Source organism: Nissabacter sp. SGAir0207 (assembly GCF_005491205.1).
Taxonomy (GTDB): domain Bacteria; phylum Pseudomonadota; class Gammaproteobacteria; order Enterobacterales; family Enterobacteriaceae; genus Chimaeribacter.
In genome coordinates, this window is record NZ_CP028035.1 from 3016957 (window position 1) to 3042116 (window position 25160).

General features: G+C 58.8%; 15 protein-coding genes, 2 tRNA genes and 3 rRNA genes. 10 read left to right on the forward strand and 10 right to left on the reverse strand.

Annotated features, from left to right (window positions below; genetic code table 11):
* The first annotated feature begins 28 nt into the window (after positions 1-28).
* From C1N62_RS13470 to emrB, 4 genes are all read left to right on the forward strand, one after another.
* The gene (locus tag C1N62_RS13470) at positions 29-1204 is read left to right on the forward strand and encodes an MFS transporter (protein WP_137764118.1); all 1176 of its coding nucleotides are present in this window, start codon (positions 29-31) and stop codon (positions 1202-1204) included.
* Between the two features lie 583 nt (positions 1205-1787).
* A complete protein-coding gene (mprA, locus tag C1N62_RS13475) occupies positions 1788-2312 on the forward strand; it encodes a transcriptional repressor MprA (RefSeq protein WP_137764119.1) in 525 nt (174 codons plus the stop codon).
* Positions 2313-2525: 213 nt separating this feature from the next.
* Positions 2526-3698, forward strand: coding sequence for a multidrug efflux MFS transporter periplasmic adaptor subunit EmrA (gene emrA / locus C1N62_RS13480; RefSeq protein WP_137764120.1), 1173 nt, complete (start codon positions 2526-2528; stop codon positions 3696-3698).
* 56 nt (positions 3699-3754) lie between these two features.
* Positions 3755-5254 (forward strand): multidrug efflux MFS transporter permease subunit EmrB, encoded by a 1500-nt coding sequence (gene emrB, locus C1N62_RS13485; RefSeq protein WP_240775784.1) that lies wholly within the window; start codon positions 3755-3757, stop codon positions 5252-5254.
* A gap of 59 nt (positions 5255-5313) precedes the next feature.
* Here the strand turns inward: emrB and C1N62_RS13490 are convergent, their stop codons facing one another.
* A complete protein-coding gene (locus C1N62_RS13490; RefSeq protein WP_137764122.1) occupies positions 5314-6435 on the reverse strand; it encodes a tRNA/rRNA methyltransferase in 1122 nt (373 codons plus the stop codon).
* Between the two features lie 234 nt (positions 6436-6669).
* Here C1N62_RS13490 and trxC point away from each other — a divergent pair, with 234 nt between their 5' ends.
* The 5 genes from trxC to C1N62_RS13515 all read left to right on the forward strand — a co-directional run bounded on the left by trxC (position 6670) and on the right by C1N62_RS13515 (position 12500).
* Positions 6670-7098 carry a thioredoxin TrxC gene (trxC, locus tag C1N62_RS13495; RefSeq protein WP_137764123.1) on the forward strand — a complete coding sequence of 143 codons (429 nt, stop codon included), beginning with the start codon at positions 6670-6672 and terminating at the stop codon, positions 7096-7098.
* A gap of 138 nt (positions 7099-7236) precedes the next feature.
* Positions 7237-7920, forward strand: coding sequence for a tRNA-uridine aminocarboxypropyltransferase (locus C1N62_RS13500; protein WP_137764124.1), 684 nt, complete (start codon positions 7237-7239; stop codon positions 7918-7920).
* A 51-nt stretch (positions 7921-7971) separates the two neighbouring features.
* Positions 7972-10617, forward strand: a complete 2646-nt coding sequence (locus C1N62_RS13505) for a bifunctional acetate--CoA ligase family protein/GNAT family N-acetyltransferase (RefSeq protein WP_137764125.1) — start codon at positions 7972-7974, stop codon at positions 10615-10617.
* A gap of 144 nt (positions 10618-10761) precedes the next feature.
* The gene (gene pssA, locus C1N62_RS13510; RefSeq protein ID WP_168195897.1) at positions 10762-12117 is read left to right on the forward strand and encodes a CDP-diacylglycerol--serine O-phosphatidyltransferase; all 1356 of its coding nucleotides are present in this window, start codon (positions 10762-10764) and stop codon (positions 12115-12117) included.
* Between the two features lie 44 nt (positions 12118-12161).
* Positions 12162-12500 (forward strand): YfiM family lipoprotein, encoded by a 339-nt coding sequence (locus C1N62_RS13515; protein WP_137764127.1) that lies wholly within the window; start codon positions 12162-12164, stop codon positions 12498-12500.
* Here C1N62_RS13515 and C1N62_RS13520 read toward each other — a convergent pair whose 3' ends face one another.
* The 9 genes from C1N62_RS13520 to rluD all read right to left on the reverse strand — a co-directional run bounded on the left by C1N62_RS13520 (position 12501) and on the right by rluD (position 24145).
* Positions 12501-13799 (reverse strand): MFS family transporter, encoded by a 1299-nt coding sequence (locus tag C1N62_RS13520; protein ID WP_137764128.1) that lies wholly within the window; start codon positions 13797-13799, stop codon positions 12501-12503. It abuts the gene before it with no gap.
* A 319-nt stretch (positions 13800-14118) separates the two neighbouring features.
* Positions 14119-14234 (reverse strand): 5S ribosomal RNA (rrf, locus tag C1N62_RS13525).
* 87 nt (positions 14235-14321) lie between these two features.
* Positions 14322-17231: ribosomal RNA gene (locus C1N62_RS13530) — 23S ribosomal RNA — on the reverse strand.
* A gap of 201 nt (positions 17232-17432) precedes the next feature.
* Positions 17433-17508, reverse strand: a tRNA-Ala gene (locus tag C1N62_RS13535).
* A 22-nt stretch (positions 17509-17530) separates the two neighbouring features.
* A tRNA-Ile gene (locus tag C1N62_RS13540) sits at positions 17531-17607 on the reverse strand.
* Positions 17608-17676: 69 nt separating this feature from the next.
* Positions 17677-19218, reverse strand: a 16S ribosomal RNA gene (locus C1N62_RS13545).
* The 16S, 23S and 5S rRNA genes sit together here with 2 tRNA genes alongside, the layout of an rRNA operon.
* Before the next feature lie 512 nt (positions 19219-19730).
* On the reverse strand, positions 19731-22304 hold the full coding sequence (gene clpB / locus C1N62_RS13550) for an ATP-dependent chaperone ClpB (protein WP_137764129.1): 2574 nt from the start codon (positions 22302-22304) through the stop codon (positions 19731-19733).
* A gap of 126 nt (positions 22305-22430) precedes the next feature.
* The gene (gene yfiH / locus C1N62_RS13555; protein WP_137764130.1) at positions 22431-23168 is read right to left on the reverse strand and encodes a purine nucleoside phosphorylase YfiH; all 738 of its coding nucleotides are present in this window, start codon (positions 23166-23168) and stop codon (positions 22431-22433) included.
* Entirely contained in the window at positions 23165-24145 is a 981-nt protein-coding gene (gene rluD / locus C1N62_RS13560) for a 23S rRNA pseudouridine(1911/1915/1917) synthase RluD (protein WP_137764131.1), read from the reverse strand. Before rluD ends, yfiH begins: the two co-directional genes overlap by 4 nt.
* A 131-nt stretch (positions 24146-24276) precedes the next feature.
* Between rluD and bamD the strand changes: the two genes are divergently transcribed.
* A complete protein-coding gene (gene bamD / locus C1N62_RS13570; RefSeq protein ID WP_137764132.1) occupies positions 24277-25005 on the forward strand; it encodes an outer membrane protein assembly factor BamD in 729 nt (242 codons plus the stop codon).
* The last annotated feature ends 155 nt before the right edge of the window (positions 25006-25160 follow it).

Genomic DNA, 25160 nt, shown 5'->3' on the forward strand with positions numbered 1-25160 from the left:
GCTCCTTTCCCCTGACCAATGCACGCCCATGACACAAGAACATAAAAAAGCGACGCTGACGCCGCTGCTTACCCTGCTGATGTCCATCGCTACCGGGCTGGCCGTCGCCAGCAACTACTATGCCCAGCCACTGCTGGAGACCATCGCGCAGCACTTCGCGCTGTCGGTCAATCAGGCTGGCTTTATTGTCACTGTCGCGCAGGTCAGCTACGCCTGCGGCCTGCTGTTTTTGGTGCCACTCGGCGACAAGTTTGAACGCCGCAACATGATTGTGCTGATGATGCTGCTGGCCGCCGCCGGGATGCTGGTGACCGCCTCCTCCACCACCCTGCCGCTGATGCTGTTTGGCACCGCGCTGACCGGCCTGTTCTCGGTGGTGGCGCAGGTGCTGGTGCCGCTGGCGGCCACCATGGCCGAGCCGCACCGGCGCGGCAAGGTGATTGGCACCATCATGAGCGGCCTGCTGCTCGGCATCCTGCTGGCACGCACCGTGGCCGGGGCAGTGGCCAGCGTCGGCGGCTGGCGCGCCATCTACTGGATCGCCAGCGTGCTGATGTTCATCATGGCGGGCGTGCTGTGGCGCGTGCTGCCGCGCTACAAGCAGCACAGCGATCTGAACTACGCCCAGCTGCTCGGCTCCATCTTCACCCTGTTCCTGCGCAATCCGCTGCTGCGTACCCGCGCGCTGATTGGCATGATGTCCTTCGCCAACTTCAGCATTCTCTGGACCTCCATGGCGTTCCTGCTCGCCAGCCCACCCTTCAACTTTTCTGAAGGAACCATTGGGCTGTTTGGTCTGGCCGGGGCGGCCGGGGCACTGGGCGCGACCCGCGCTGGCCACCTGGCGGACAAGGGGTTCGCCAAGCACACCACCACCGCCGCGCTGCTGTTGCTGCTGCTCTCGTGGGGGGCAATCTACTGGGGAAGCGTCTCGGTGGGCTGGCTGGTGGTCGGCATTCTGGTGCTGGATCTGGCGGTTCAGGGAGTGCACATCACCAACCAGAGCGTGATCTACCGTACCCTGCCGGAGGCGCGTAACCGCCTGACCGCCGGCTACATGACCAGCTACTTCATCGGCGGCGCGGCTGGTTCGCTGTTGTCAGCGAGTGCTTACCAACACTTTGGCTGGGCCGGGGTGGCGGGCGTGGGCGCCAGCATCGCGGCGGTGAATCTGCTGCATTGGCTGCTCAATGCGAAGCACTGAACCTGATTAGCCTGCGAATAGTAATAATTGCGATTTATTTGACTTAGAGGGTATTAACAGTATTAACACTCTGGTAATGTTTGCGTAATAAATTATATTTTGACTACCTGTTATCACTGTTAAGACATGTTAAATTTCGTGGCCTTTCCCGACTTGCCCGCGTGGCACCTTTCGGGGAAGCGCCGCCTGCGAAGAAAGAGAGTTGTCGGGGCGCTGATGCCCCGCCCTCTGGCGGAAAATGCCCGTTTTCCCCGGCTTGCTGGCCGGGAAACGCGGGTGTAGTGATTGCCGGGCGCCGGATGCTCCCTGCAGGGGCGCCTCCATGCCTGTCAGACCAACCCTTTGCCGTGGATACCAAGGATGTAACCAATGAGCGCAGTACCCACCCTTTTGGTTGACCGCCCCGGCGGAAACCGTTTCCTGCCGGTTCATCGGTTGCCGGCACCGCCCGCTGGCGGCGCCGCGCGCGTCCCGCGTGACACTCTCTCCGATACTTAAAGCTTGGCCCATGCGTCTGGCACAGCGTTTACTTTATTAATAACTATGGTTACTATACCGCCTGTAACTAAAGAGGTTGCTCTATATGGACAGTTCGTTTACCCCTATTGAACAGATGCTGGCATTCCGCGCTAAACGCCAGAAGGATTTTCCCTATCAGGAGATCCTGCTGACGCGCCTCTGCATGCATATGCAGAGCAAACTGCTGGAAAACCGCAACAAGATGCTCAAGGCCCAAGGCATCAACGAAACCCTGTTTATGGCGTTGATCACCCTGGATGCGCAGGAGAGCCACAGCATTCAGCCCTCTGAGTTAAGCTCGGCGCTCGGCTCGTCGCGCACCAATGCCACCCGCATCGCCGATGAGCTGGAGAAGCGCGGCTGGATTGAGCGCCGCGAGAGCGACAACGATCGCCGCTGCCTGCATCTGCACATGACCCCGGCGGGCGAGGATTTCCTGCGTCAACTGCTGCCGCCTCAGCATCAGGCCCTGCACTTCCTATGGTCCACGCTGGACGAGGGCGAACAGAAGCAACTGGAGGTGCTGACGCGCAAGCTGTTGAGCCGGCTTGACCAGATGGATGTCAAGGAGCACGCGGCCGCGCTGTAACCGCCGGCTCCGCGCCGGTCTGGCCCGCAGGCGGTGTGGCGTGGGATGCGCCACCAGGCAGGCTACGCCGGCGAATGATTGTATGACTTTGACCGCCCTGTTGCTCCGGTAACAGGGCGGTCTCTGTTGCCGCCCCCGGCAACTGGCAAGGATCGGACCCGCGCCCCCACTCTGGGTGGCGCGTATAAACACCAAAAAAACGTGGAGATAACCATGAGTGCACAGGCGGAGAGCCAACAGCCGCAGCAACCCACTGCCAAAAAACGCTCGCGCAAACGCGCGTTGCTGATCCTTGGCATCATTTTCCTGCTGGCCGGCGCGGCCTATCTGGCTTACTGGTATCTGGTGGCACGCCACTATCAGGAGACAGACGACGCCTATGTGGCGGGCAATCAGGTGCAGATTATGGCGCAGGTGACGGGCAGCGTGACCCGCGTCAACGTCGATGACACCGATCTGGTGCACAAGGGCGACGTGCTGCTGACCCTCGACCCCACCGACGCCGAGCAGGCTTTTGAGCGCGCCCAGACCGAACTGGCCAGCAGCGTGCGCCAGACCCACCAGCTGATCATCAACAGCAAGCAGTATCAGGCGACCATTGCCCTGCGCAAGACCGAGCTGAGTCAGGCTGAGACTGACTACCAGCGCCGCGTGGTGCTGGGCGCGGCCAACGCCATTGGCCGTGAGGAGCTGCAACACGCCCGTGACGCGGTGGCGAGCGCCAAGGCGTCGCTGGATGTGGCGCAGCAACAGTACAACGCCAATCAGGCCATGATCCTCTCTACCCCGCTGGCGCAGCAGCCAGCGATCCAACAGGCCGCCGCCCAGTTGCGTGATGCCTGGCTGGCGCTGCAACGCACCCGCGTGGTCGCGCCGATTGATGGCTATGTCTCCCGCCGCAGTGTGCAGGTGGGCGCACAGATCACCACCAATACGCCGCTGATGGCGGTGGTGCCAGCCACCAACCTGTGGGTCGATGCCAACTTCAAAGAGACACAGCTCGCCAATATGCGCATCGGCCAGCCAGCCACCGTGGTCAGCGACATCTATGGTGATGACGTGGTTTATCAGGGCAAGGTGGTCGGGCTGGACATGGGCACCGGCAGTGCCTTCTCCCTGCTGCCGGCGCAGAATGCCACCGGCAACTGGATCAAGGTGGTGCAGCGCCTGCCAGTGCGGATTGAGCTGGACCCGAAACAGGTGGCAGATCACCCGCTGCGCATCGGCCTCTCCACGCTGGTCAAGGTCGATACCCGCGATCCGCAGGGCCAGATGCTCGCCTCCGTGCCACGCAAGGGGGCGCTGTATGAGACCAATGCCCTGACGCTGGATCTGGCGCCGGTCGATAAGCTGATCGCTGACATCATTCAGGCAAATGGCGGCTGAGGCCAGCGGAGGTAAGCGTGGTTAGAAAACCCCTTGAGGGCGCGCAGCTGGCGTGGATGACGGTCGCGCTGGCGCTGGCGACCTTTATGCAAGTGCTGGACTCCACCATCGCCAACGTCGCCATCCCGACCATCGCCGGTAACCTCGGCGCGTCCAACTCCCAGGGCACCTGGGTGATCACCAGTTTCGGGGTGGCGAACGCCATCTCGATCCCCATCACCGGCTGGCTGGCAAAGCGCTTCGGCGAGGTGCGGCTGTTTGTCTGGTCAACGGCGATGTTCGCCATCGCCTCCTGGCTGTGCGGTATCTCCAACAGCCTGGAGATGCTGATCTTCTTCCGCGTGGTGCAGGGCATCGTCGCCGGGCCGCTGATCCCGCTGTCACAGAGCCTGCTGCTGGGCAACTACCCACCGGCGAAGCGCAGCATCGCGCTGGCGCTCTGGTCGATGACGGTGATTGTCGCGCCCATCTGTGGCCCAATCCTCGGCGGTTACATCAGCGATAACTACCACTGGGGCTGGATCTTCTTCATCAACGTGCCGATTGGCGTGGCGGTGGTGATGCTGACGTTGCAGACGCTGCGTAACCGCGAGACGCGTACCGAGATCAAGCCGATTGATACCGTCGGGCTGGTGCTGCTGGTGGTGGGCATCGGCTGTTTGCAGGTGATGCTGGACCGGGGCAAGGAGCTGGATTGGTTCAGCTCGCCGGAGATCATCATCCTGACGGTGGTGGCGGTGGTGGCGCTGACCTTCCTGATTGTCTGGGAGCTGACGGACGACCACCCGATTGTCGATCTGTCGCTGTTCAAGCAGCGCAACTTTACCATCGGCTGCCTGAGCATCAGCCTCGCCTACATGCTCTACTTCGGTGCGATAGTGCTGTTGCCGCAGCTGTTGCAGGAGGTCTACGGCTACACCGCCACCTGGGCTGGGCTGGCCTCCGCGCCGGTCGGCATCCTGCCGGTGATCCTGTCGCCGATTATCGGCCGCTTCGCCCACAAGCTGGATATGCGGCGGCTGGTGACCTTCAGCTTTATCATGTACGCGGTCTGCTTCTTCTGGCGCGCCTGGACTTTTGAGCCGGGGATGGACTTCGGGGCCTCGGCCTGGCCGCAGTTTATTCAGGGCTTCGCCGTGGCCTGCTTCTTCATGCCGCTGACCACCATTACCCTCTCCGGCCTGCCGCCGGAGCGGCTGGCGGCAGCCTCCAGTCTGTCGAACTTTATGCGCACGCTGGCCGGTTCCATCGGCACCTCCATCACCACCACCATGTGGACCGACCGTGAGGCAATGCACCATGCGCACCTGACTGAGTCGGTGAACCCCTATAATCCGCTGGCGCAGCAGAGCTATCAGCAGCTTGAGCAGCTCGGCATGAGCCAGCAACAGGCCTCCGCCTATCTGGCACAGCAGATCACCAATCAGGGGCTGATTATGTCGGCCAATGAGATCTTCTGGCTCTCCGGCTGCATCTTCATCCTGCTGCTGGCGCTGGTGTGGTTTGCCCGTCCGCCGTTTGGCGCCGGGCCGGGTGGCGGCGGTGGCGCGCACTGAGTGACACGCATAAAAAAACGGACGCCGAGGCGTCCGTTTTTCTTTGCAGCATCAGAGGATTAGCCCTGATTCTGACGCCACCACTCGCCCAGCAGGATGCCGGTGGCGACGGAGACGTTCAGGCTCTCGACATTGCCGGTGCCGCCGATGGAGACGCTGACGTCCCCCTGCTGCCAGGCGCTGTCAGAGAGGCCGGCGCGCTCCTGACCCAGTACCAGCACCATTTTGGCCGGCAGGGTCGCCTTGGAGAGCGGGTTGCCCTTGTGGCTGGAGGTGGTGACGATGGTGTAACCCGCGCGGCGGAAGGTATCCAGCACGCCGAGGAAATCATCGGCGTTGATCGCCTTCACATGCTCCGCGCCGCCCTCAGCGGTACGCACCGCCGCGCCAGACTCCAGCTGCGCCGGATCTTGCACCAGCAGGCCATTGATGCCGAAGTGGGCACAGGTGCGCATGATGCCGCCGAGGTTGTGCGGGTTGCCGACATCCTCCAGCGCCAGCACGCAGTCGGTCGCCGGTGCGGTCTCCAGGTAGGTTTCCGCCGCCAGCCCCTGGCGCTTCTTGATCAGGAAGCAGACGCCGCCGTGGTGCTCGGTGCCGGACGCCTTCGCCAGCTCCTCCTCTTCCACCACGTGGTAAGCCTTGCGGTTGGCCGCCATCCAGCGCAGCGCCTCGCGGAAACGCGGGGTCACGGACTGCACGAACCACGCGCGGACAATCGCCTCCGGGCGGCTGGCGAACAGTGCCTGACAGGCGTTCTCGCCATAGACACGCGTCTCTTCGGCGCGCTGGCGGCGCAGCTGTTCCGGGTCGATGAAGCTCTTGCCGGTGATGCCACCGTGATCCGGGGTGGTCTCATCCGCCGGGCCGCGGGAGACGGTCTTCCACGGCGAGCTGTATGGGCCGTCGTCACGATCGTCACGTGCCGGGCGGCGTGGGCGATTCGGGTCGTTCCGGCGGGTGTCATTGCGTCTGTCACTGCCGCGGTTGTCGCTGCCGCCACGGGCGTCACTGCCGCGCGTCTCGCTGCGGCGGTCGTTACGGCGACCATTTTCCGGCCGTGCGCCATCGCGCCCCTTGCCGGCTGGACGGCGATCCTTGTTGCGGGATTCGCCCTCATCTTCACTGCGGACGTACATCACTTTGACTTTGCCGCTTTTACCACTTAATGAATCACTCATTCTTCTCTCCACCTACCTACGCGCTGGGCGCGCAGATTACCTGATATGGGCCGGGTGCACCACTCGAAACCGCCAAAAGCTAAAATCTATTGCACTCATTGAACAAATCGTTTTGTCCAACGGCGGGAAACTCCCCATACTGATAACATCACAGCAACATCTGTGCGTCAGGGGGAGCTTCCCCGCCGTGTGGCGCGACAGGCTGACACCCATCCTTCTGATTGAGGCTCTGTTATGAACACCGTATGTGCATCCTGCCAGGCAACCAACCGCCTGCCTGAAGACCGCATTGATGACGGCGCGAAATGTGGCCGCTGCGGTCATCCGCTGTTCGATGGCGAAGTGGCCCACGCGACCGGCGCAACCCTGGATAAATTGTTGCAGGACGACCTGCCCGTCGTAGTCGACTTTTGGGCGCCCTGGTGCGGGCCGTGCCTGAACTTCGCCCCGGTCTTTGAGGCCGTGGCTCAGGAGCGAGCCGGCAAAATGCGTTTCCTGAAGATCAACACCGAACAGGAGCAGGCCCTCAGCGCCCGTTTCCGCATCCGCAGCATCCCGACCATCATGCTGTTCCATAAGGGACAGGTGGTCGATCTGCTGAGCGGCGCGATGCCAAAAGCGCCCTTTGAAGAGTGGCTTGACGACGCGCTGGTGGCGAAATAAACCGCATTTCCCCTTAGTGTAATGCATGAATGGTTAATCAGCCTGATGCATTAGGCCGGTGCCGCCGGTTTCACGGTGGCACCGGCTGTGGCAGTTGTTTAGAATAGCGCGCTTTACGCCCCCCAGTGCGGAACCCCCATGCCAGACAATGCCGTTTTACGCCTGCGCCGTGAGCGCCTGGCGCGCTCGACCCGCCCCTACCGCGCCCGCGGCTGTCGCGTGGTGCGCTGCCAATCCTGCCTGTTACCCCAGATCAATTGCCTGTGCGACACCATCGTGCCGCAACCGGCGCGCAGCCGTTTCTGTCTGGTGATGTTTGATACCGAGCCGCTGAAGCCCAGCAACACTGGCCGCCTGATCGCTGACATCCTGCCGGAGACCGAGGCCTTTGTCTGGTCGCGCACGGAGACCGATCCGGCGCTGCTGGCGGCCGTCGCTGACCCGTCACGCCAGCCCTACGTCATTTTCCCGGAAGCCTACGCGGAGCCGGGCCGGCAGGTGTTTACCGAACTGCCCGCTGGCGGCAAGCCGCCGCTGTTCATCATGCTGGATGGCACCTGGACGGAGGCGAAGAAGATGTTCCGCAAAAGCCCCTACCTGAACGGGCTGCCGATGTTCTCGCTGAATGTGCCCTCCACCTCCCGTTACCTGTTGCGCGAGGCACAGCGCCCGGAGCAGCACTGCACCGCCGAGGTGGCTGCCGTGCTGCTGGCGCAGGCCGGTGACACCGCCGCCGCCCAGCAATTGGCCGAGCACTTCCACACCTTCCGCGAGCGCTATCTGGCGGGAAAACCCCATCGTCCGGTAGAACTCACAACATAATCCGCGATTTGCGCGTAAAATCATTGGCTCACCCAAGCAAGGAGTGGGCTTATGAGCCAACGCGGATTAGAGGCGCTGTTGCGGCCAAAATCGATTGCCGTGATCGGCGCTTCCAACAAACCGGGGCGCGCCGGCAACCTGATGATGCGCAATTTGCTGGAGGGGGGCTTCAGTGGGCCGGTGCTGCCCGTGACGCCAGCGGTGCGCGCGGTGTGTGGCGTGCTGGCCTATGCCGACGTCGATGGCCTGCCGCTGACGCCTGATTTGGCGGTGCTCTGCACCCGCGCCGAGCGCAATCTGGCGCTGCTGGAGGCCCTCGGGCGCAAGGGGTGCAAAACCGCCATTGTGCTCTCCTCCCATCCGGCGCAATTTGCGGAACTGAAAGCCTGCGCCCAGCGCTTCGCCATGCGGCTGCTCGGCCCCAACAGCCTCGGCCTGCTGGCCCCGTGGCAACAGCTCAACGCCAGCTTCTCGCCGGTGCCGATCCAGAAGGGCAAGCTGGCCTTTATCTCCCAGTCCGCCGCCGTCGCCAACACCATCCTTGACTGGGCGCAACAGCGCTCCATCGGCTTCTCCTACTTTATTTCGCTCGGCGACAGCCTCGACATTGATGTCGATGACCTGCTCGATTTTCTGGCGCGTGACGCCAAGACCAGCGCCATTTTGCTCCACCTGGAGCAAGTGAGCGACGCCCGCCGCTTTCTCTCCGCCTCGCGTAGCGCCTCACGCAATAAGCCGATTCTGGTGATCAAGAGCGGTCGCAGCCCACAGGCGCAACAGCTGTTGCAGGGGCAACAGGGGCTGGACGCCGCCTATGATGCCGCCATCCAGCGCGCTGGCCTGCTGCGGGTGCGCGATACCCATGAACTTTTCTCGGCGGTGGAGACGCTCAGCCATATGCGGCCACTGCGCGGCGAGCGGCTGCTGATCGTCAGCAATGGCGCGGCCCCGGCGGCGATGGCGCTGGATGAGCTGCTGCGCCGCCACGGCAAGCTGGCAACGCTGGAGGAGGCGACCCTCGGCGCGCTGGCGGCCGCGCTGCCGCCGGTGATTGCGCCCGGCAACCCGCTCGACCTGCGTGATGACGCCACCCCTGCCCGCTACCAAGCGGCGTTGCAGGCGCTGCTCGACAGCCAGGAGTATGACGCGCTGCTGCTGCTCCATGCGCCCAGTGCGGCCGCCCATGCCACCACCACCGCTGCGGCGCTGATTGAAACCCTGCGCCAGCATCCGCGCGGCAAACGCATTACGCTGCTGACCAACTGGAGCGGCGAACACTCCTCCCAAGAGGCGCGCCGGCTGTTTACCGAGGCTGGCATCCCGACCTATCGCACGCCTGAGGGCGCGGTCACCGCCTTTATGCATATGGTGGAGTACCGGCGCAACCAGAAGCAACTGCGTGAGACGCCAGCACTGCCGGTGGCGCTGGCCACTGACGCCGCCCATGCCCACCAGCTGATTGAGCAGGCGCTGGCCGCCGGTGCCACCCAGCTCGACACCCATGAGGTGCGCGCCATCCTGCACGCCTATGGGCTTTCCACCCTGCCGACCTGGATCGCTGGCGATAGCGCCGAGGCGGTGCACATCGCGGAGCAGATTGGCTATCCGGTGGCGTTGAAACTGCGCTCGCCGGACATTCCGCATAAGTCCGAGGTGCAGGGGGTAATGCTCTACCTGCGTAGTGCCGCGGAAGTGCAGCATGCCGCCGACGCGATTCTCGAGCGGGTACAGCGCACCTTCCCGCAGGCGCGCATCCAAGGGCTGCTGGTGCAGAGCATGGCCAACCGTGCTGGCGCGCAGGAGTTGCGGATTGTGGTGGAGCAAGACCCGGTGTTCGGCCCGCTGGTGATGCTGGGTGAAGGCGGCGTGGAGTGGCGGCCAGAGGAGCAGGCCGCGGTGGCGCTGCCGCCGCTCAATATGACGCTGGCACGCTATCTGGTGATGCAGGCGGTCAAGGGCGGCAAAATCCGCGGGCGCAGCGCGTTGCAGGCGCTGGACGTGCCAGCGCTTAGCCGCCTGCTGGTGCAGGTTTCCAACCTGATTCTGGACTGCCCGCAGATCGGCCGGCTCGACATCCATCCGCTGTTGGCCTCCGGCAGTGAGTTCACCCTGCTGGATGTCTCGATGCAGCTCGCGCCCTTTGTGGGCGATCCGCAGGCGCGGCTGGCCATCCGCCCCTACCCCCACGCGCTGGAGGAGCAGGTGGTGCTGAAAGATGGCGGCGTCTGCCTGTTCCGCCCAATCCTGCCCGAGGATGAGCCGCTGCTGAAGCACTTTATCAGCCGCGTAACCAAGGAAGATCTCTACTACCGCTACTTTAGCGAGATCAATGAGTTTACCCACGAAGATTTGGCGAATATGACCCAGATCGACTACGATCGGGAGATGGCGTTTGTTGCGGTGCGGCCCGGCGGTGAAGGCCAGGAGATCATTGGCGTGACCCGTGCGGTGTCGGATCCAGACAATATCGATGCGGAATTTTCGGTGCTGGTTCGTTCAGATTTAAAGGGATTGGGTTTGGGCGGACGGCTGCTCGCCAAGATGATTGCCTACACCACCGATCACGGCCTGAAACGCTTGACCGGTATTACCATGCCGAACAACCGTGGCATGATCGCACTGGCAAAAAAGGTGGGTTTCCGTGTCGAGGTGCTGTTGGAGGAGGGGATAGTGAATTTGACCCTGCTGCTGACATAACCCGAAGAATCAACATGATCCGGGTGGCGATTGGCAAAAAATGCGCGCCGGGGGGTGACTAATGTTATTATCGCCCGTTCGACAGTTTATGATTTTCGCCCGTGGCACTATTGCCCTATTTATAGAGAGAAGAAGCGCACTGTGATGTTGTCTAAATTCAAACGCAATAAACATCAACAACACCTTGCACAATTGCCCAAACTTCCCCAGTCGGTTGACGCCATCCGCACGCTCTATGCGCCCGCGGATTTCCGTGTGGCGTTACTGGATGCCATCTCCCAGGCCACGCGGCGCATCTACCTGGTCGCGCTCTATCTGGAGAATGATGATGGCGGCCGCAGTGTGCTGGAGGCCCTCTATCAGGCCAAACAGGCGCGCCCGGAGCTGGAGATCGCCGTGCTGGTTGACTGGCATCGCGCCCAGCGCGGGCGTATTGGCGCCGCCGCGGGCCATACCAACGCCGACTGGTATTGCGAGCTGGCAGGCCAGCACCCTGGCGTTGACGTGCCGGTGTATGGCGTGCCGGTCAATACCCGCGAAGCCTTGGGTGTCCTGCACCTGAAGGGGTTTATCGTCGATGATCAGGTGATCTATAGCGGTGCCAGCCTGAACGACGTCTACCTGCATCAGCACGATAAATATCGCTATGACCGTTACCAGCTGATCCAGAATGCGCCGATGGCTGATGCGATGATCGGCTACATCAATCAGCATCTGCTGAAGGCGCAGGCGGTATCGCGGCTGGATCGTAGCGATCGCCCCAAAAGCCCGGAGATCAAGAACGAGACGCGCATGTTCCGCCAGAGCCTGCGCGCCGCTGGCTACCATTTCCTTGGCAGCGCCGGCAACCATGAGCTGGCCGTCACGCCGCTGGTTGGGCTGGGCAAACAGAGCCTGCTGAACAAAACCATCTTCCACCTGATGGCCTGCGCCGATGAGCGCTTGATCCTCTGCACGCCCTACTTCAACCTGCCAACCCTGCTGGTGCGCAATTTGGTGGCGCTGCTGCGTCAGGGCAAACAGGTGGAGATTATCGTCGGTGACAAGACGGCCAACGATTTCTACATCCCGCAGGATCAGCCCTTCAAGATCATTGGTGCCCTGCCCTACCTGTATGAGATTAACCTGCGCCGCTTCCTTACTCGCCTGCAACGCTTTGTCGATAACGGCCAGTTGACGGTGCGGCTGTGGAAAGATGGCGACAACAGCTATCACCTGAAGGGAATGTGGGTCGATGAGGAGTGGCAGCTGATCACTGGCAATAACCTCAACCCGCGCGCCTGGCGGCTCGATCTGGAAAATGCGGTGTTGATCCACGATCCGCAACAGCAGATGCGCGAGCAGCGCCGCGTGGAGCTGGAGACAATTCGCCAGCACACTACGGTGGTCAATACCTACCTGGAGCTGGAGAGCATCCAGCAATATCCAGTGAAAGTACGCAAACTGATTCGCCGCCTGCGTCGTATCCGCATCGACCGGCTGATCAGCCGTATCCTGTAAGCCTATCAACCCCGCATCGCGGGGTTTTTTTATGGAGGCTGACTATGTATGCCGCCCGCCTGACGCTCCTGCCCTTTACGCTGGCGCTGTTTGCCAACGGCGGATGCAGCCACTATGCGCACGACCGCTGGACGGGGCAAGATAAGGTCGAGCACTTTATCGGCTCGGCGGTACTGGCGGCGGCTGGCAGCGCGTATGCAGAACGGCAAGGTGCCAGTGAACCGGCGCGGCGTAATGTCGGGCTGCTGTTTTCGCTGTCACTGGGGTTGGTAAAAGAGGCGTATGACAGCCGGCCGGCGGGGTCGGGGTGGAGCTGGCGGGATTTTGGCTGGGATGTGGCCGGCGCGTTGGCCGGCTACACCCTCTATGAATCAACCAACTGATTACAGCTGGATCTCTTTCCCCTTCCGATGCAGGCTCATCGACACCAAAAATGCCAGCAGGGCCATGCCCGACACATACCAGAAGAAGACATTCTCAATGCCCCACGATTTCAGCGACAGCGCGACATACTCCGCTGAGCCACCAAACATGGCGTTCGCCACTGCATAAGATAGCCCGACGCCCAGCGCGCGCACCTCTGGCGGGAACATCTCCGCTTTCAATAACCCGCTAATGGAAGTGTAGAAAGTGACAATGGTCAGCGCGGTAATAATCAACGCAAAGGCCAGCCAGGGATTGCTCACCTCTTTCAGCGTATAGAGGATCGGCACGGTGCAGATCGTGGCTAATCCGCTGTAGATCAGCATAGAGTTGCGGCGGCCAATTCGGTCTGACAGCGCGCCAATCAATGGTTGCAGCAGCATGTAGACAAACAGCGCCGCCGTCATAATGGTGCTGGCGACCTTGGCGTCAATGCCAGCAGTATTCACCAGATATTTCTGCATGTAGGTAGTGAAGGTGTAGAAGCTGAGCGAGCCACCGGCGGTAAAGCCAAGTACCATCAAAAACGCTTTGCGGTGTTTCCACAGGCCCTTCAGGGTGCCAGCATCTTCGTGCTGGCGGGTAGTACGATCTGATGTCTCATTCAGCGAGCGGCGCAGGAACAAGGCCACGATCGCCAGCGCCGCGCCCAACGCAAACGGAATGCGCCAGCCCCAAGCCCGCAACTCCTCCGCCGTGAAGAGTTGCTGTAATACCAGCAGCACCAGCAGCGCCAGCAGTTGTCCACCAATCAGCGTGACATACTGGAACGAAGCATAAAAACCGCGCTGCCCTTTCACCGCCACTTCACTCATATAGGTGGCGCTGGTGCCATACTCCCCGCCCACGGATAATCCCTGGAATAAGCGCGCCAACAGCAGCAGCGCCGGCGCCCAGGCCCCCAAGGTGGCATAGGTCGGCAAGCAGGCAATGACCAGCGATCCGCCGCACATCATACAGACCGAGATCAACATGGAAGTTTTGCGACCATGCTTATCAGCAATGCGGCCAAACAGCCAACCGCCAATCGGGCGCATGAAGAAGCCAGCCGCAAAGATCCCGGCGGTTTGCAGCAGTTGGGTGGTGGCGTTTCCAGCCGGGAAGAAAGCGGCAGCAAAGTAGATCGAGCAGAATGAGTAGACATAGAAGTCAAACCACTCCACCAGGTTGCCAGATGATGCGCCAACAATCGCGAACACTCGCTTCTTTTTATCGATCCTTTCCTCGTGTTGCGCGGCGCTTTGTGAAATCTCGGCCATTATGCTCTCCATTAACCTGTGCGATGGGGATAGATAACTTTCCCATTATTATTGGTAGGGAAAAATTTAAGCGATGAATTAGCAAGCAGGCTAATGAAATTACCGTTTTCAGCCGATTACTGACGGATTTGTGATAGCAGCGGGAGTTTAAGAAAAGGAATAAACAAAAAACGGCGGTAGGTGTAAGAGGGGTGGATGAAAATCCAAACAAAACTTGTCTGATATTACATCAATATTTCTGGTTAATACGGATAATGTGAAGAATTTAGACAAACAAAAAAGCCCCATGCTGTCGCATGAGGCTGTTTTGTGAATGGATGCCTGGCAGTTCCCTACTCTCGCATGGGGAGACCCCACACTACCATCGGCGCTACGGCGTTTCACTTCTGAGTTCGGCATGGGGTCAGGTGGGACCACCGCGCTCGTGCCGCCAGGCAAATTCTGTGCTCTGACCGCCCATCGGGCCATCAGATATCTGAACCAAGCTGAATATCGCGTCTCTGAAAACACCTTCGGTGTTGTAAGGTTAAGCCTCACGGGTCATTAGTACCGGTTAGCTCAATGCATCGCTGCACTTACACATCCGGCCTATCAACGTCTTCGTCTTAAACGTCCCTTCAGGGGACTCAAGGTCCCAGGGAAGACTCATCTTGAGGCAAGTTTCGCGCTTAGATGCTTTCAGCGCTTATCTTTTCCGCACTTAGCTACCGGGCAGTGCCATTGGCATGACAACCCGAACACCAGTGGTGCGTTCACTCCGGTCCTCTCGTACTAGGAGCAACCCCTCTCAATCTTCCAACGCCCACGGCAGATAGGGACCGAACTGTCTCACGACGTTCTAAACCCAGCTCGCGTACCACTTTAAACGGCGAACAGCCGTACCCTTGGGACCTACTTCAGCCCCAGGATGTGATGAGCCGACATCGAGGTGCCAAACACCGCCGTCGATATGAACTCTTGGGCGGTATCAGCCTGTTATCCCCGGAGTACCTTTTATCCGTTGAGCGATGGCCCTTCCATTCAGAACCACCGGATCACTAAGACCTGCTTTCGCACCTGCTCGAGCCGTCACTCTCGCAGTCAAGCTAGCTTATGCCTTTGCACTAACCTCACGATGTCCGACCGTGATTAGCTAACCTTCGTGCTCCTCCGTTACTCTTTAGGAGGAGACCGCCCCAGTCAAACTACCCACCAGACACTGTCCTCACCCCGGATAACGGGGCCGAGTTAGAACATCAAACATTAAAGGGTGGTATTTCAAGGTTGGCTCCATGCAGACTGGCGTCCACACTTCAAAGCCTCCCACCTATCCTACACATCAAGGCTCAATGTTCAGTGTCAAGCTATAGTAAAGGTTCACGGGGTCTTTCCGTCTTGCCGCGGGTACACTGCATCTTCACAGCGAGTTCAATTTCACTGAGTCTCGGGTGGAGACAGCCTGGCCATCATTACGCCATTCGTGCAGGTCGGAACTTACCCGACAAGGAATTTCGCTACCTTAGGACCGTTATAGTTACGGCCGCCGTTTACCGGGGCTTCGATCAAGAGCTTCGCGTTGCCGCTAACCCCATCAATTAACCTTCCGGCACCGGGCAGGCGTCACACCGTATACGTCCACTTTCGTGTTTGCACAGTGCTGTGTTTTTATTAAACAGTTGCAGCCAGCTGGTATCTGCGACTGGCTTCAGCTCCGGGAGCAAGTCCCTTCACCTACGCGCCAGCGTGCCTTCTCCCGAAGTTACGGCACCATTTTGCCTAGTTCCTTCACCCGAGTTCTCTCAAGCGCCTGAGTATTCTCTACCTGACCACCTGTGTCGGTTTGGGGTACGATTTCGTGTTACCTGGAGCTTAGAGGCTTTTCCTGGAAGCAGGGCATCAGCTACTTCACCACCGTAGTGGCTCGTCATTGCGCCTCAGGGTTAACAAGAAAGCGGATTTACCTGCCTTCTCCCCCTACACGCTTAAACCAGGACAACCGTCGCCTGGCCAGCCTAGCCTTCTCCGTCCCCCCTTCGCAGTAACACCAAGTACAGGAATATTAACCTGTTTCCCATCGACTACGCTTTTCAGCCTCGCCTTAGGGGTCGACTCACCCTGCCCCGATTAACGTTGGACAGGAACCCTTGGTCTTCCGGCGAGCGGGCTTTTCACCCGCTTTATCGTTACTTATGTCAGCATTCGCACTTCTGATACCTCCAGCAGACCTCACAGTCCACCTTCGCAGGCTTACAGAACGCTCCCCTACCCAACAACACCTAAGTGTCGCTGCCGCAGCTTCGGTGCATGGTTTAGCCCCGTTACATCTTCCGCGCAGGCCGACTCGACCAGTGAGCTATTACGCTTTCTTTAAATGATGGCTGCTTCTAAGCCAACATCCTGGCTGTCTGTGCCTTCCCACATCGTTTCCCACTTAACCATGACTTTGGGACCTTAGCTGGCGGTCTGGGTTGTTTCCCTCTTCACGACGGACGTTAGCACCCGCCGTGTGTCTCCCGTGATAATATTCTTCGGTATTCGCAGTTTGCATCGGGTTGGTAAGCCGGGGTGGCCCCCTAGCCGAAACAGTGCTCTACCCCCGAAGATAAGTTCACGAGGCGCTACCTAAATAGCTTTCGGGGAGAACCAGCTATCTCCCGGTTTGATTGGCCTTTCACCCCCAGCCACAAGTCATCCGCTAATTTTTCAACATTAGTCGGTTCGGTCCTCCAGTTAGTGTTACCCAACCTTCAACCTGCCCATGGCTAGATCACCGGGTTTCGGGTCTATACCTTGCAACTAGACGCCCAGTTAAGACTCGGTTTCCCTACGGCTCCCCTATACGGTTAACCTTGCTACAAAATATAAGTCGCTGACCCATTATACAAAAGGTACGCAGTCACCCTGATAAATCAAGGCTCCCACTGCTTGTACGTACACGGTTTCAGGTTCTATTTCACTCCCCTCGCCGGGGTTCTTTTCGCCTTTCCCTCACGGTACTGGTTCACTATCGGTCAGTCAGGAGTATTTAGCCTTGGAGGATGGTCCCCCCATATTCAGACAGGATGTCACGTGTCCCGCCCTACTCATCGAACTCACAACTTGTGTATTTTTGTGTACGGGACTATCACCCTTTGCTGTGCGACTTTCCAGACGCTTCCACTAACACACAAACTGATTCAGGTTCTGGGCTGTTCCCCGTTCGCTCGCCGCTACTGGGGAATCTCGGTTGATTTCTTTTCCTCGGGGTACTTAGATGTTTCAGTTCCCCCGGTTCGCCTCACTGCACTATGTATTCATGCAGAGATAGTGTGACGTATCACACTGGGTTTCCCCATTCGGGTATCGTCGGGTATAACGCTTCATATCAGCTTACCGACGCTTATCGCAGATTAGCACGCCCTTCATCGCCTCTGACTGCCTAGGCATCCACCGTGTACGCTTAGTCGCTTAACCTCACAACCCGAAGATGTTTCCATCAGGGTGTGATTATTTGAGAGACTCTCTTACATGCGCCATCTCTCAGAACTTCTACGGAGAGAGACAGGGCTGTAAGGTTTCAATTTTCAGCTTGTTCCAGATTGTTAAAGAGCAAATACTTCACAGCATACTGTCGCCAGTATACTCAGAACTATTATTTATTCAGACCGTACGAGATGGTGGAGCTAAGCGGGATCGAACCGCTGACCTCCTGCGTGCAAGGCAGGCGCTCTCCCAGCTGAGCTATAGCCCCGTGCAGTCTTAAGATACCTTTGTGGTAGGCCTGAGTGGACTTGAACCACCGACCTCACCCTTATCAGGGGTGCGCTCTAACCACCTGAGCTACAAGCCTATAAAGGTATTTCTGCTCGAATTTCATCAGACAATCTGTGTGAGCACTGCACAGTCAAATATCTCTAGGTAAGGAGGTGATCCAACCGCAGGTTCCCCTACGGTTACCTTGTTACGACTTCACCCCAGTCATGAATCACAAAGTGGTAAGCGCCCTCCCGAAGGTTAAGCTACCTACTTCTTTTGCAACCCACTCCCATGGTGTGACGGGCGGTGTGTACAAGGCCCGGGAACGTATTCACCGTGGCATTCTGATCCACGATTACTAGCGATTCCGACTTCATGGAGTCGAGTTGCAGACTCCAATCCGGACTACGACGCACTTTATGAGGTCCGCTTGCTCTCGCGAGTTTGCTTCTCTTTGTATGCGCCATTGTAGCACGTGTGTAGCCCTACTCGTAAGGGCCATGATGACTTGACGTCATCCCCACCTTCCTCCGGTTTATCACCGGCAGTCTCCTTTGAGTTCCCGACCGAATCGCTGGCAACAAAGGATAAGGGTTGCGCTCGTTGCGGGACTTAACCCAACATTTCACAACACGAGCTGACGACAGCCATGCAGCACCTGTCTCAGAGTTCCCGAAGGCACCAAGGCATCTCTGCCAAGTTCTCTGGATGTCAAGAGTAGGTAAGGTTCTTCGCGTTGCATCGAATTAAACCACATGCTCCACCGCTTGTGCGGGCCCCCGTCAATTCATTTGAGTTTTAACCTTGCGGCCGTACTCCCCAGGCGGTCGATTTAACGCGTTAGCTCCGGAAGCCACGCCTCAAGGGCACAACCTCCAAATCGACATCGTTTACAGCGTGGACTACCAGGGTATCTAATCCTGTTTGCTCCCCACGCTTTCGCACCTGAGCGTCAGTCTTCGTCCAGGGGGCCGCCTTCGCCACCGGTATTCCTCCAGATCTCTACGCATTTCACCGCTACACCTGGAATTCTACCCCCCTCTACGAGACTCTAGCTTGCCAGTTTCAAATGCAGTTCCCAAGTTAAGCTCGGGGATTTCACATCTGACTTAACAAACCGCCTGCGTGCGCTTTACGCCCAGTAATTCCGATTAACGCTTGCACCCTCCGTATTACCGCGGCTGCTGGCACGGAGTTAGCCGGTGCTTCTTCTGCGAGTAACGTCAATCGATAAGGTTATTAACCTTACCGCCTTCCTCCTCGCTGAAAGTACTTTACAACCCGAAGGCCTTCTTCATACACGCGGCATGGCTGCATCAGGGTTTCCCCCATTGTGCAATATTCCCCACTGCTGCCTCCCGTAGGAGTCTGGACCGTGTCTCAGTTCCAGTGTGGCTGGTCATCCTCTCAGACCAGCTAGGGATCGTCGCCTAGGTGAGCCATTACCCCACCTACTAGCTAATCCCATCTGGGTTCATCTGATGGCGCGAGGCCCGAAGGTCCCCCGCTTTGGTCTTGCGACCTTATGCGGTATTAGCTACCGTTTCCAGTAGTTATCCCCCTCCATCAGGCAGATCCCCAGACATTACTCACCCGTCCGCCGCTCGCCGGCAAAGTAGCAAGCTACTTTCCGCTGCCGCTCGACTTGCATGTGTTAGGCCTGCCGCCAGCGTTCAATCTGAGCCATGATCAAACTCTTCAATTAAAAGCTTGATGTGCTACACAAGGTAGCGATGCTCAAAGGTTACTGTTTGAATTTTACTTCAGTTAGTCACTCTTCAAGACTTGATATTTTGTGCATCCGAGGATGCTTGATATCGTCTTGTGAGTGCCCACACAGATTGTCTGATAAATTGTTAAAGAGCAGTCGTTACCGTTTCGTTTCGGTAACGTGGGAGGCACATATTACGCTTTCCCACCGGAGAGTCAAGCACTATTTTCTAGTGTTTTCAGCGTTTCCGCTGAGGGCCTCTCCGCTGACCCGGCGACGTGTTGGTCGTTGTTCCCGGTCAGTGGAGGCGCATTATAGGGAGTTCTCGGCAGGCCGCAACCCCTAATTTTAAAAAATGATTCAACCGGTGAATAATTAGCCAAAGCTCGCTAATTATGGTTAAGGGTTCGCCTGATAGACCTTTTTCTAACCAGCACTTCCCTCTATTCCCTGCACATAATAGAAGAGGCCCGCTATCGCGGGCCTCTTCTTTATACTGCTCTTTATCACTGCTGCGCTACGATATGGCCGTTTTCCACATCCAGCTTGATAGGCGTGCCCGGCAGCAACTTGCCCGAGAGTATCTGCTGCGCCAACGGGTTCTCGATCTCCTGCTGGATGGCGCGCTTCAACGGTCGCGCACCATATACCGGGTCGAAGCCTGTTTCGCCCAGCAGCTCCAGCGCCGCATCACTGAGCGTCACGCTATAGCCACGATCTTCCAGACGTTTATAGAGGCGCTCCAGCTGGATGGCGGCAATCGACTTGATATGCGCGCGGCCCAGCGGATGGAATACCACCACCTCATCAATACGGTTGATGAATTCCGGACGGAAGTGATGGCTGACCACCTCGAGCACCGTCTCTTTCATCTGCGGGTAGTCCATCTGGCCAAACCGCTCCTGAATCAGATCAGACCCCAAGTTAGACGTCATGATCACCACGGTATTGCGGAAATCGACCGTGCGCCCCTGCCCGTCCGTCAGGCGGCCATCATCCAGCACCTGCAACAGGATGTTAAAGACATCCGGGTGAGCCTTCTCAACCTCATCCAGCAGGATGACGGAGTAAGGGCGGCGGCGTACTGCCTCCGTGAGGTAGCCCCCCTCTTCATAGCCGACGTAGCCCGGAGGCGCGCCCACCAGCCGTGAGACGGAGTGCTTCTCCATAAACTCAGACATGTCGATGCGCACCATCGCGTCGTCGCTGTCGAACAGGAAACGCGCCAACGCCTTGCACAGCTCAGTTTTCCCGACCCCGGTTGGCCCAAGGAAGAGGAAGGAGCCGATGGGGCGGTTCGGGTCAGCAAGGCCAGCACGGCTGCGGCGAATGGCATTCGAGACCGCATCCACCGCCTCATCCTGGCCAATGACGCGCTCATGCAGTTGCTGCTCCATGCGCAGCAGCTTCTCGCGCTCGCTCTCCATCATTCGGGAGACCGGAATGCCTGTCCAGCGTGCCAGCACTTCGGCAATCTCCGCATCGGTCACGCGGTTACGCAGCAGCTTCATGGTCTTGCCTTCGCTCTGCGTGGCCGCCGCCAGTTGTTTCTCCAGTGCAGGGATGTTGCCATATTGCAGCTCTGACATCCGGGCCAAGTCGCCTACACGGCGCGCCTGCTCCAGGCTGATCTTCGCCTGCTCCAGCTCGGCTTTGATATTCTGGGTGCCAGACAGGGAGGCTTTTTCCGCCTTCCACTCCTCTTCCAGCTCCGAATATTCGCGCTCTTTCTGCGACAGCTCGCTGTTCAGCATCTCCAGCCGTTTCTGGCTGGCCTCATCGGACTCTTTCATCAGCGCCTGTTGCTCCAGTTTCAACTGGATGATGCGGCGCTCAAGGCGATCGAGCGACTCAGGCTTGGAGTCGATCTGCATCCGGATGCTGGAGGCTGCCTCGTCGATCAGGTCAATCGCCTTGTCCGGCAACTGGCGATCGGCAATGTAACGGTGAGAGAGCGTGGCCGCCGCCACGATGGCCGGGTCAGTGATCTGCACATGGTGGTGCAGTTCATAGCGCTCTTTCAACCCACGCAAGATCGCGATGGTATCCTCAACGGACGGCTCCGCCACGTAGACTTTCTGGAAGCGGCGCTCCAGCGCGGCATCCTTCTCTATATATTGACGGTACTCGTCTAAAGTGGTCGCGCCCACGCAGTGCAGCTCACCGCGCGCCAGCGCCGGTTTCAACATGTTGCCGGCGTCCATCGCGCCATCGGCTTTGCCCGCGCCAACCATGGTGTGCAGCTCATCAATGAACAGGATGACGCTGCCCTCCTGTTTCGACAGATCATTGAGCACCCCTTTCAGGCGCTCTTCGAACTCACCGCGGTATTTGGCACCGGCCACCAGCGCGCCCATGTCCAGGGAGAGCACGCGTTTATTTTTCAGCCCTTCCGGCACTTCGCCATTGACGATACGCTGCGCCAGTCCTTCGACGATGGCGGTTTTCCCTACCCCCGGTTCACCAATCAGCACCGGGTTGTTTTTGGTACGGCGTTGCAGCACCTGGATGGTACGGCGGATCTCCTCATCACGGCCAATCACCGGATCGAGTTTCCCCTGCTCGGCACGCTCCGTCAGGTCAATGGTGAACTTCTTCAACGCCTGGCGTTGATCCTCGGCATTCGCATCATTCACTTTTTCGCCACCTCGCATCTGATCAATGGCCTGGTTGAGTCTATTGGCATCGGCACCGGCTGCCTTGAGCAGATCGGTCAAGGTGCCGCGATCTTGCATGACGGCCAGGACAAACAGTTCTGATGAGATAAAGTTGTCGGCGCGCTTCTGCGCCAGTTTGTCGCACAGGTTCAGCACCCGGACTAAATCATGGGAAGGCTGCACATCGCCGCCAGTACCCTCTACCTGTGGCAGGCGGGCAAGGTTGCGGTCAATATCGGTGCGAACACGGTTGACGTCCACCCCTGCGGCAGTCAGCAGCGGGCGCACGGTGCCCCCTTCCTGGTTGAGCAGTGCGCTCATCAGGTGAAGAGGTTCAATGAATTGATTGTCACGCCCAAGGGCAAGGGATTGGGCATCAGCGAGAGCAAGCTGGAATTTGCTGGTAAGACGATCCAGACGCATAACTCCTCCAATACGGTCAGAATTGCTACTGGAGATTAAATGAGGTCAACCCTCACGTTTTCAAGGTTATCCCAACCCTAAATTCGGAGTTTTTTTATGCGTCACGGATCGTCTCGGAGCCGTAGATTATATCAGCCAGATTAAAGTTGCCAGCCGACCGGTAGTGCTATCCCGGCGATATGAAAAGAAATTAACCGGGTCACTGACGGTGCAATGCCCGCCGCCGTAAAGCTGGCGCACGCCAGCGGCCAGCAGGCGTTGGCGCGCCAACTGATAAATATCCGCCATATATTTCTCACCCGACGGGTGAAAAGCCGCTTCGGCGGCAGGATCGTGCGCCATAAAGGTTGCGCGCACCTCTGTCCCCACCTCAAATGCTTGCGGGCCAATAGCCGGGCCAAACCAGACCATGACGTCCGCTGGCGCGCAACGGAACTGGCGCAGGGTATTTTCCAGTACCCCCGCGCACAGGCCGCGCCAGCCAGCATGGGCGGCCGCAACCTCATCGCCATGCCGGGAGCAAAACAGCACGGGCAGGCAGTCAGCTGTCATCACCGCGCACACCTGCCCCGGCAACCGGGTATAGACCGCGTCGGCGCACAGGCTGTCGGCGCTCGGCACCTGCCCCTCCAGCCGGAGCACCTGGGTGCCATGCACCTGCTCCAGCCAGTGCGGCATGGCTGGCAGGCCAGCCATCTCCACCAGACGCTGACGGTTTTCCGCCACGCGTGCCGGGTCGTCGCCCACATGCGCACCCAGGTTCAGGGTGTCATAGGGCGGCAGGCTGACCCCACCGAGGCGGGTGGTGCTACATGCGCCAACGCCAGCGGGCACCGGCCATTGCGGGCGGATCAGGGCACTCATAGCCAGTCCATCTGATCCTTGAAGGCTTCGGTATCGGCCTTGAGGTCATTGATCAAATCGACCATATCCTGCGGCAGCGGCGCATGCCACTCCATCTGGATGCCGCTGATCGGATGATAGAGGCGCAGCATAGTGGCGTGCAGCGCCTGGCGGTCAAAGCCGCGCAGCGTGGCAATGAAGGCCTCGGATGCGCCCTTCGGCGGACGCGGACGGCCGCCATAGAGCTGATCGCCCACCAGCGGGTGGTTGATGTGCGCCATATGGACACGGATCTGGTGGGTACGGCCGGTCTCCAGACGCAGGCGCAAACGGGTATGCGCGCGGAAGTGTTCCATAATGCGGTAGTGCGTTACCGCTGGCTTGCCCATCGGGTGGACGGCCATGTGGGTACGCTTGGTGGAGTGGCGGCTAATCGGCTGTTCAACGGTGCCGCCCGCGGTCATGGTGCCAATCGCCACGGCCTCATACTCACGCGTAATCTCACGCGCCTGCAACGCCTCGACCAGACGGGTTTGCGCCGGTACGGTTTTCGCCACCACCATCAGGCCGGTGGTGTCTTTGTCCAGACGGTGCACGATGCCGGCGCGCGGCACATCGGCAATCTCCGGGTAGTGGTGCAGCAGCGCGTTGAGCACGGTGCCGTCTGGGTTGCCAGCACCGGGGTGTACCACCAGGTCGCGCGGCTTATTGATCACCAGGATGTCGCTGTCTTCATACACAATGTTCAGCGCGATTGGCTGGGCTTCCCAGCGGGCTTCCTCTTCAATCTGCGCATCAATGGCCACCGCCTCGCCACCCAACACTTTCTCTTTCGGTTTGTTCACTCGCTTACCGTTGACCAGGACACGATCATCCAAAATCCACTCTTTTATGCGCGAACGTGAATAATCAGGGAACAATTCCGCCAAAGCCTGATCTAAACGTTGACCGAGTTGAGATTCGGCCACCGTTGCGGTGAGTTGTACTAGTTGTGCCATATGCAGCTTCTTCGTTAACGTTGGGTTTTCACGGCGATGCCGTTTAAAATAATGTGCTATTGTAGCTGGTCTTTGCCGGGAACTTAACGGACAGTCTCCCGGAACAACACCCTGAGGATAATCAAAACGTCATGACGCGTATGAAATATCTGGTGGCTGCAGCCACGTTGAGCCTGGTTCTGGCGGGTTGCTCCAGTTCGAAGGATGCGGTTCCCGACAACCCGCCTTCGGAAATCTATGCAACCGCTCAGCAAAAACTGCAGGACGGTGACTTCAAGGGAGCCATCACCCAGCTGGAGGCGCTGGATAACCGCTATCCATTCGGGCCTTACTCCCAGCAGGTTCAACTGGATCTGATCTACGCCTATTACAAGTCAGCGGATCTGCCGATGGCCCAAGCGGCAATCGAACGCTTTGCGCGCCTGAACCCGACGCACCCGAACATTGACTACGTCATGTACATGCGTGGCCTGACCGACATGGCGCTGGATGACAGCGCGTTGCAGGGCTTCTTCGGCGTTGACCGTTCTGACCGTGACCCGCAACACGCGCGTGCCGCGTTCCGCGACTTCAGCCAGCTGATTCAGGCTCACCCGGACAGCCAGTATGTCACGGATGCGCAAAAGCGTCTGGTTTACCTGAAGGATCGTCTGGCGAAATATGAGCTGTCCGTGGCGCAATATTACACGAAACGCGGCGCTTACGTTGCAGTAGTTAATCGTGTTGAGCTGATGATGAAGAACTACGCGGATACGCAGGCCACCCGTGATGCCTTGCCGTTGATGGAAAACGCCTACAAGCAGTTGCAGATGAATGGTCAGGCGGACAAAGTGGCGAAAATTATCGCTGCCAACCCGTAAGCCCGTCGGCACCGCATATAAAAATGGCAGCGTAAGCTGCCTTTTTTGTGCCTATTCGTTTGAATTTTAAACACTTATTTCATGGCAGGTTACATATTGCCATCGGGTTAACTCATCGATATTGCGGTATCCGGCACCAACTCTCAAGCACTGTT

What these genes read in the sequence shown, in the direction of transcription:
- clpB (WP_137764129.1), bottom strand. Translation starts at nt 22,304, where the DNA reads ATGCGTCTGGATCGTCTTACCAGCAAATTCCAGCTTGCTCTCGCTGAT.
- C1N62_RS13490 (WP_137764122.1), bottom strand. Translation starts at nt 6,435, where the DNA reads ATGAGTGATTCATTAAGTGGTAAAAGCGGCAAAGTCAAAGTGATGTAC.
- C1N62_RS13505 (WP_137764125.1), top strand. Translation starts at nt 7,972, where the DNA reads ATGAGCCAACGCGGATTAGAGGCGCTGTTGCGGCCAAAATCGATTGCC.
- C1N62_RS13520 (WP_137764128.1), bottom strand. Translation starts at nt 13,799, where the DNA reads ATGGCCGAGATTTCACAAAGCGCCGCGCAACACGAGGAAAGGATCGAT.
- trxC (WP_137764123.1), top strand. Translation starts at nt 6,670, where the DNA reads ATGAACACCGTATGTGCATCCTGCCAGGCAACCAACCGCCTGCCTGAA.
- bamD (WP_137764132.1), top strand. Translation starts at nt 24,277, where the DNA reads ATGACGCGTATGAAATATCTGGTGGCTGCAGCCACGTTGAGCCTGGTT.
- mprA (WP_137764119.1), top strand. Translation starts at nt 1,788, where the DNA reads ATGGACAGTTCGTTTACCCCTATTGAACAGATGCTGGCATTCCGCGCT.
- C1N62_RS13470 (WP_137764118.1), top strand. Translation starts at nt 29, where the DNA reads ATGACACAAGAACATAAAAAAGCGACGCTGACGCCGCTGCTTACCCTG.
- C1N62_RS13515 (WP_137764127.1), top strand. Translation starts at nt 12,162, where the DNA reads ATGTATGCCGCCCGCCTGACGCTCCTGCCCTTTACGCTGGCGCTGTTT.
- emrB (WP_240775784.1), top strand. Translation starts at nt 3,755, where the DNA reads ATGACGGTCGCGCTGGCGCTGGCGACCTTTATGCAAGTGCTGGACTCC.
- pssA (WP_168195897.1), top strand. Translation starts at nt 10,762, where the DNA reads ATGTTGTCTAAATTCAAACGCAATAAACATCAACAACACCTTGCACAA.
- emrA (WP_137764120.1), top strand. Translation starts at nt 2,526, where the DNA reads ATGAGTGCACAGGCGGAGAGCCAACAGCCGCAGCAACCCACTGCCAAA.
- C1N62_RS13500 (WP_137764124.1), top strand. Translation starts at nt 7,237, where the DNA reads ATGCCAGACAATGCCGTTTTACGCCTGCGCCGTGAGCGCCTGGCGCGC.
- rluD (WP_137764131.1), bottom strand. Translation starts at nt 24,145, where the DNA reads ATGGCACAACTAGTACAACTCACCGCAACGGTGGCCGAATCTCAACTC.
- yfiH (WP_137764130.1), bottom strand. Translation starts at nt 23,168, where the DNA reads ATGAGTGCCCTGATCCGCCCGCAATGGCCGGTGCCCGCTGGCGTTGGC.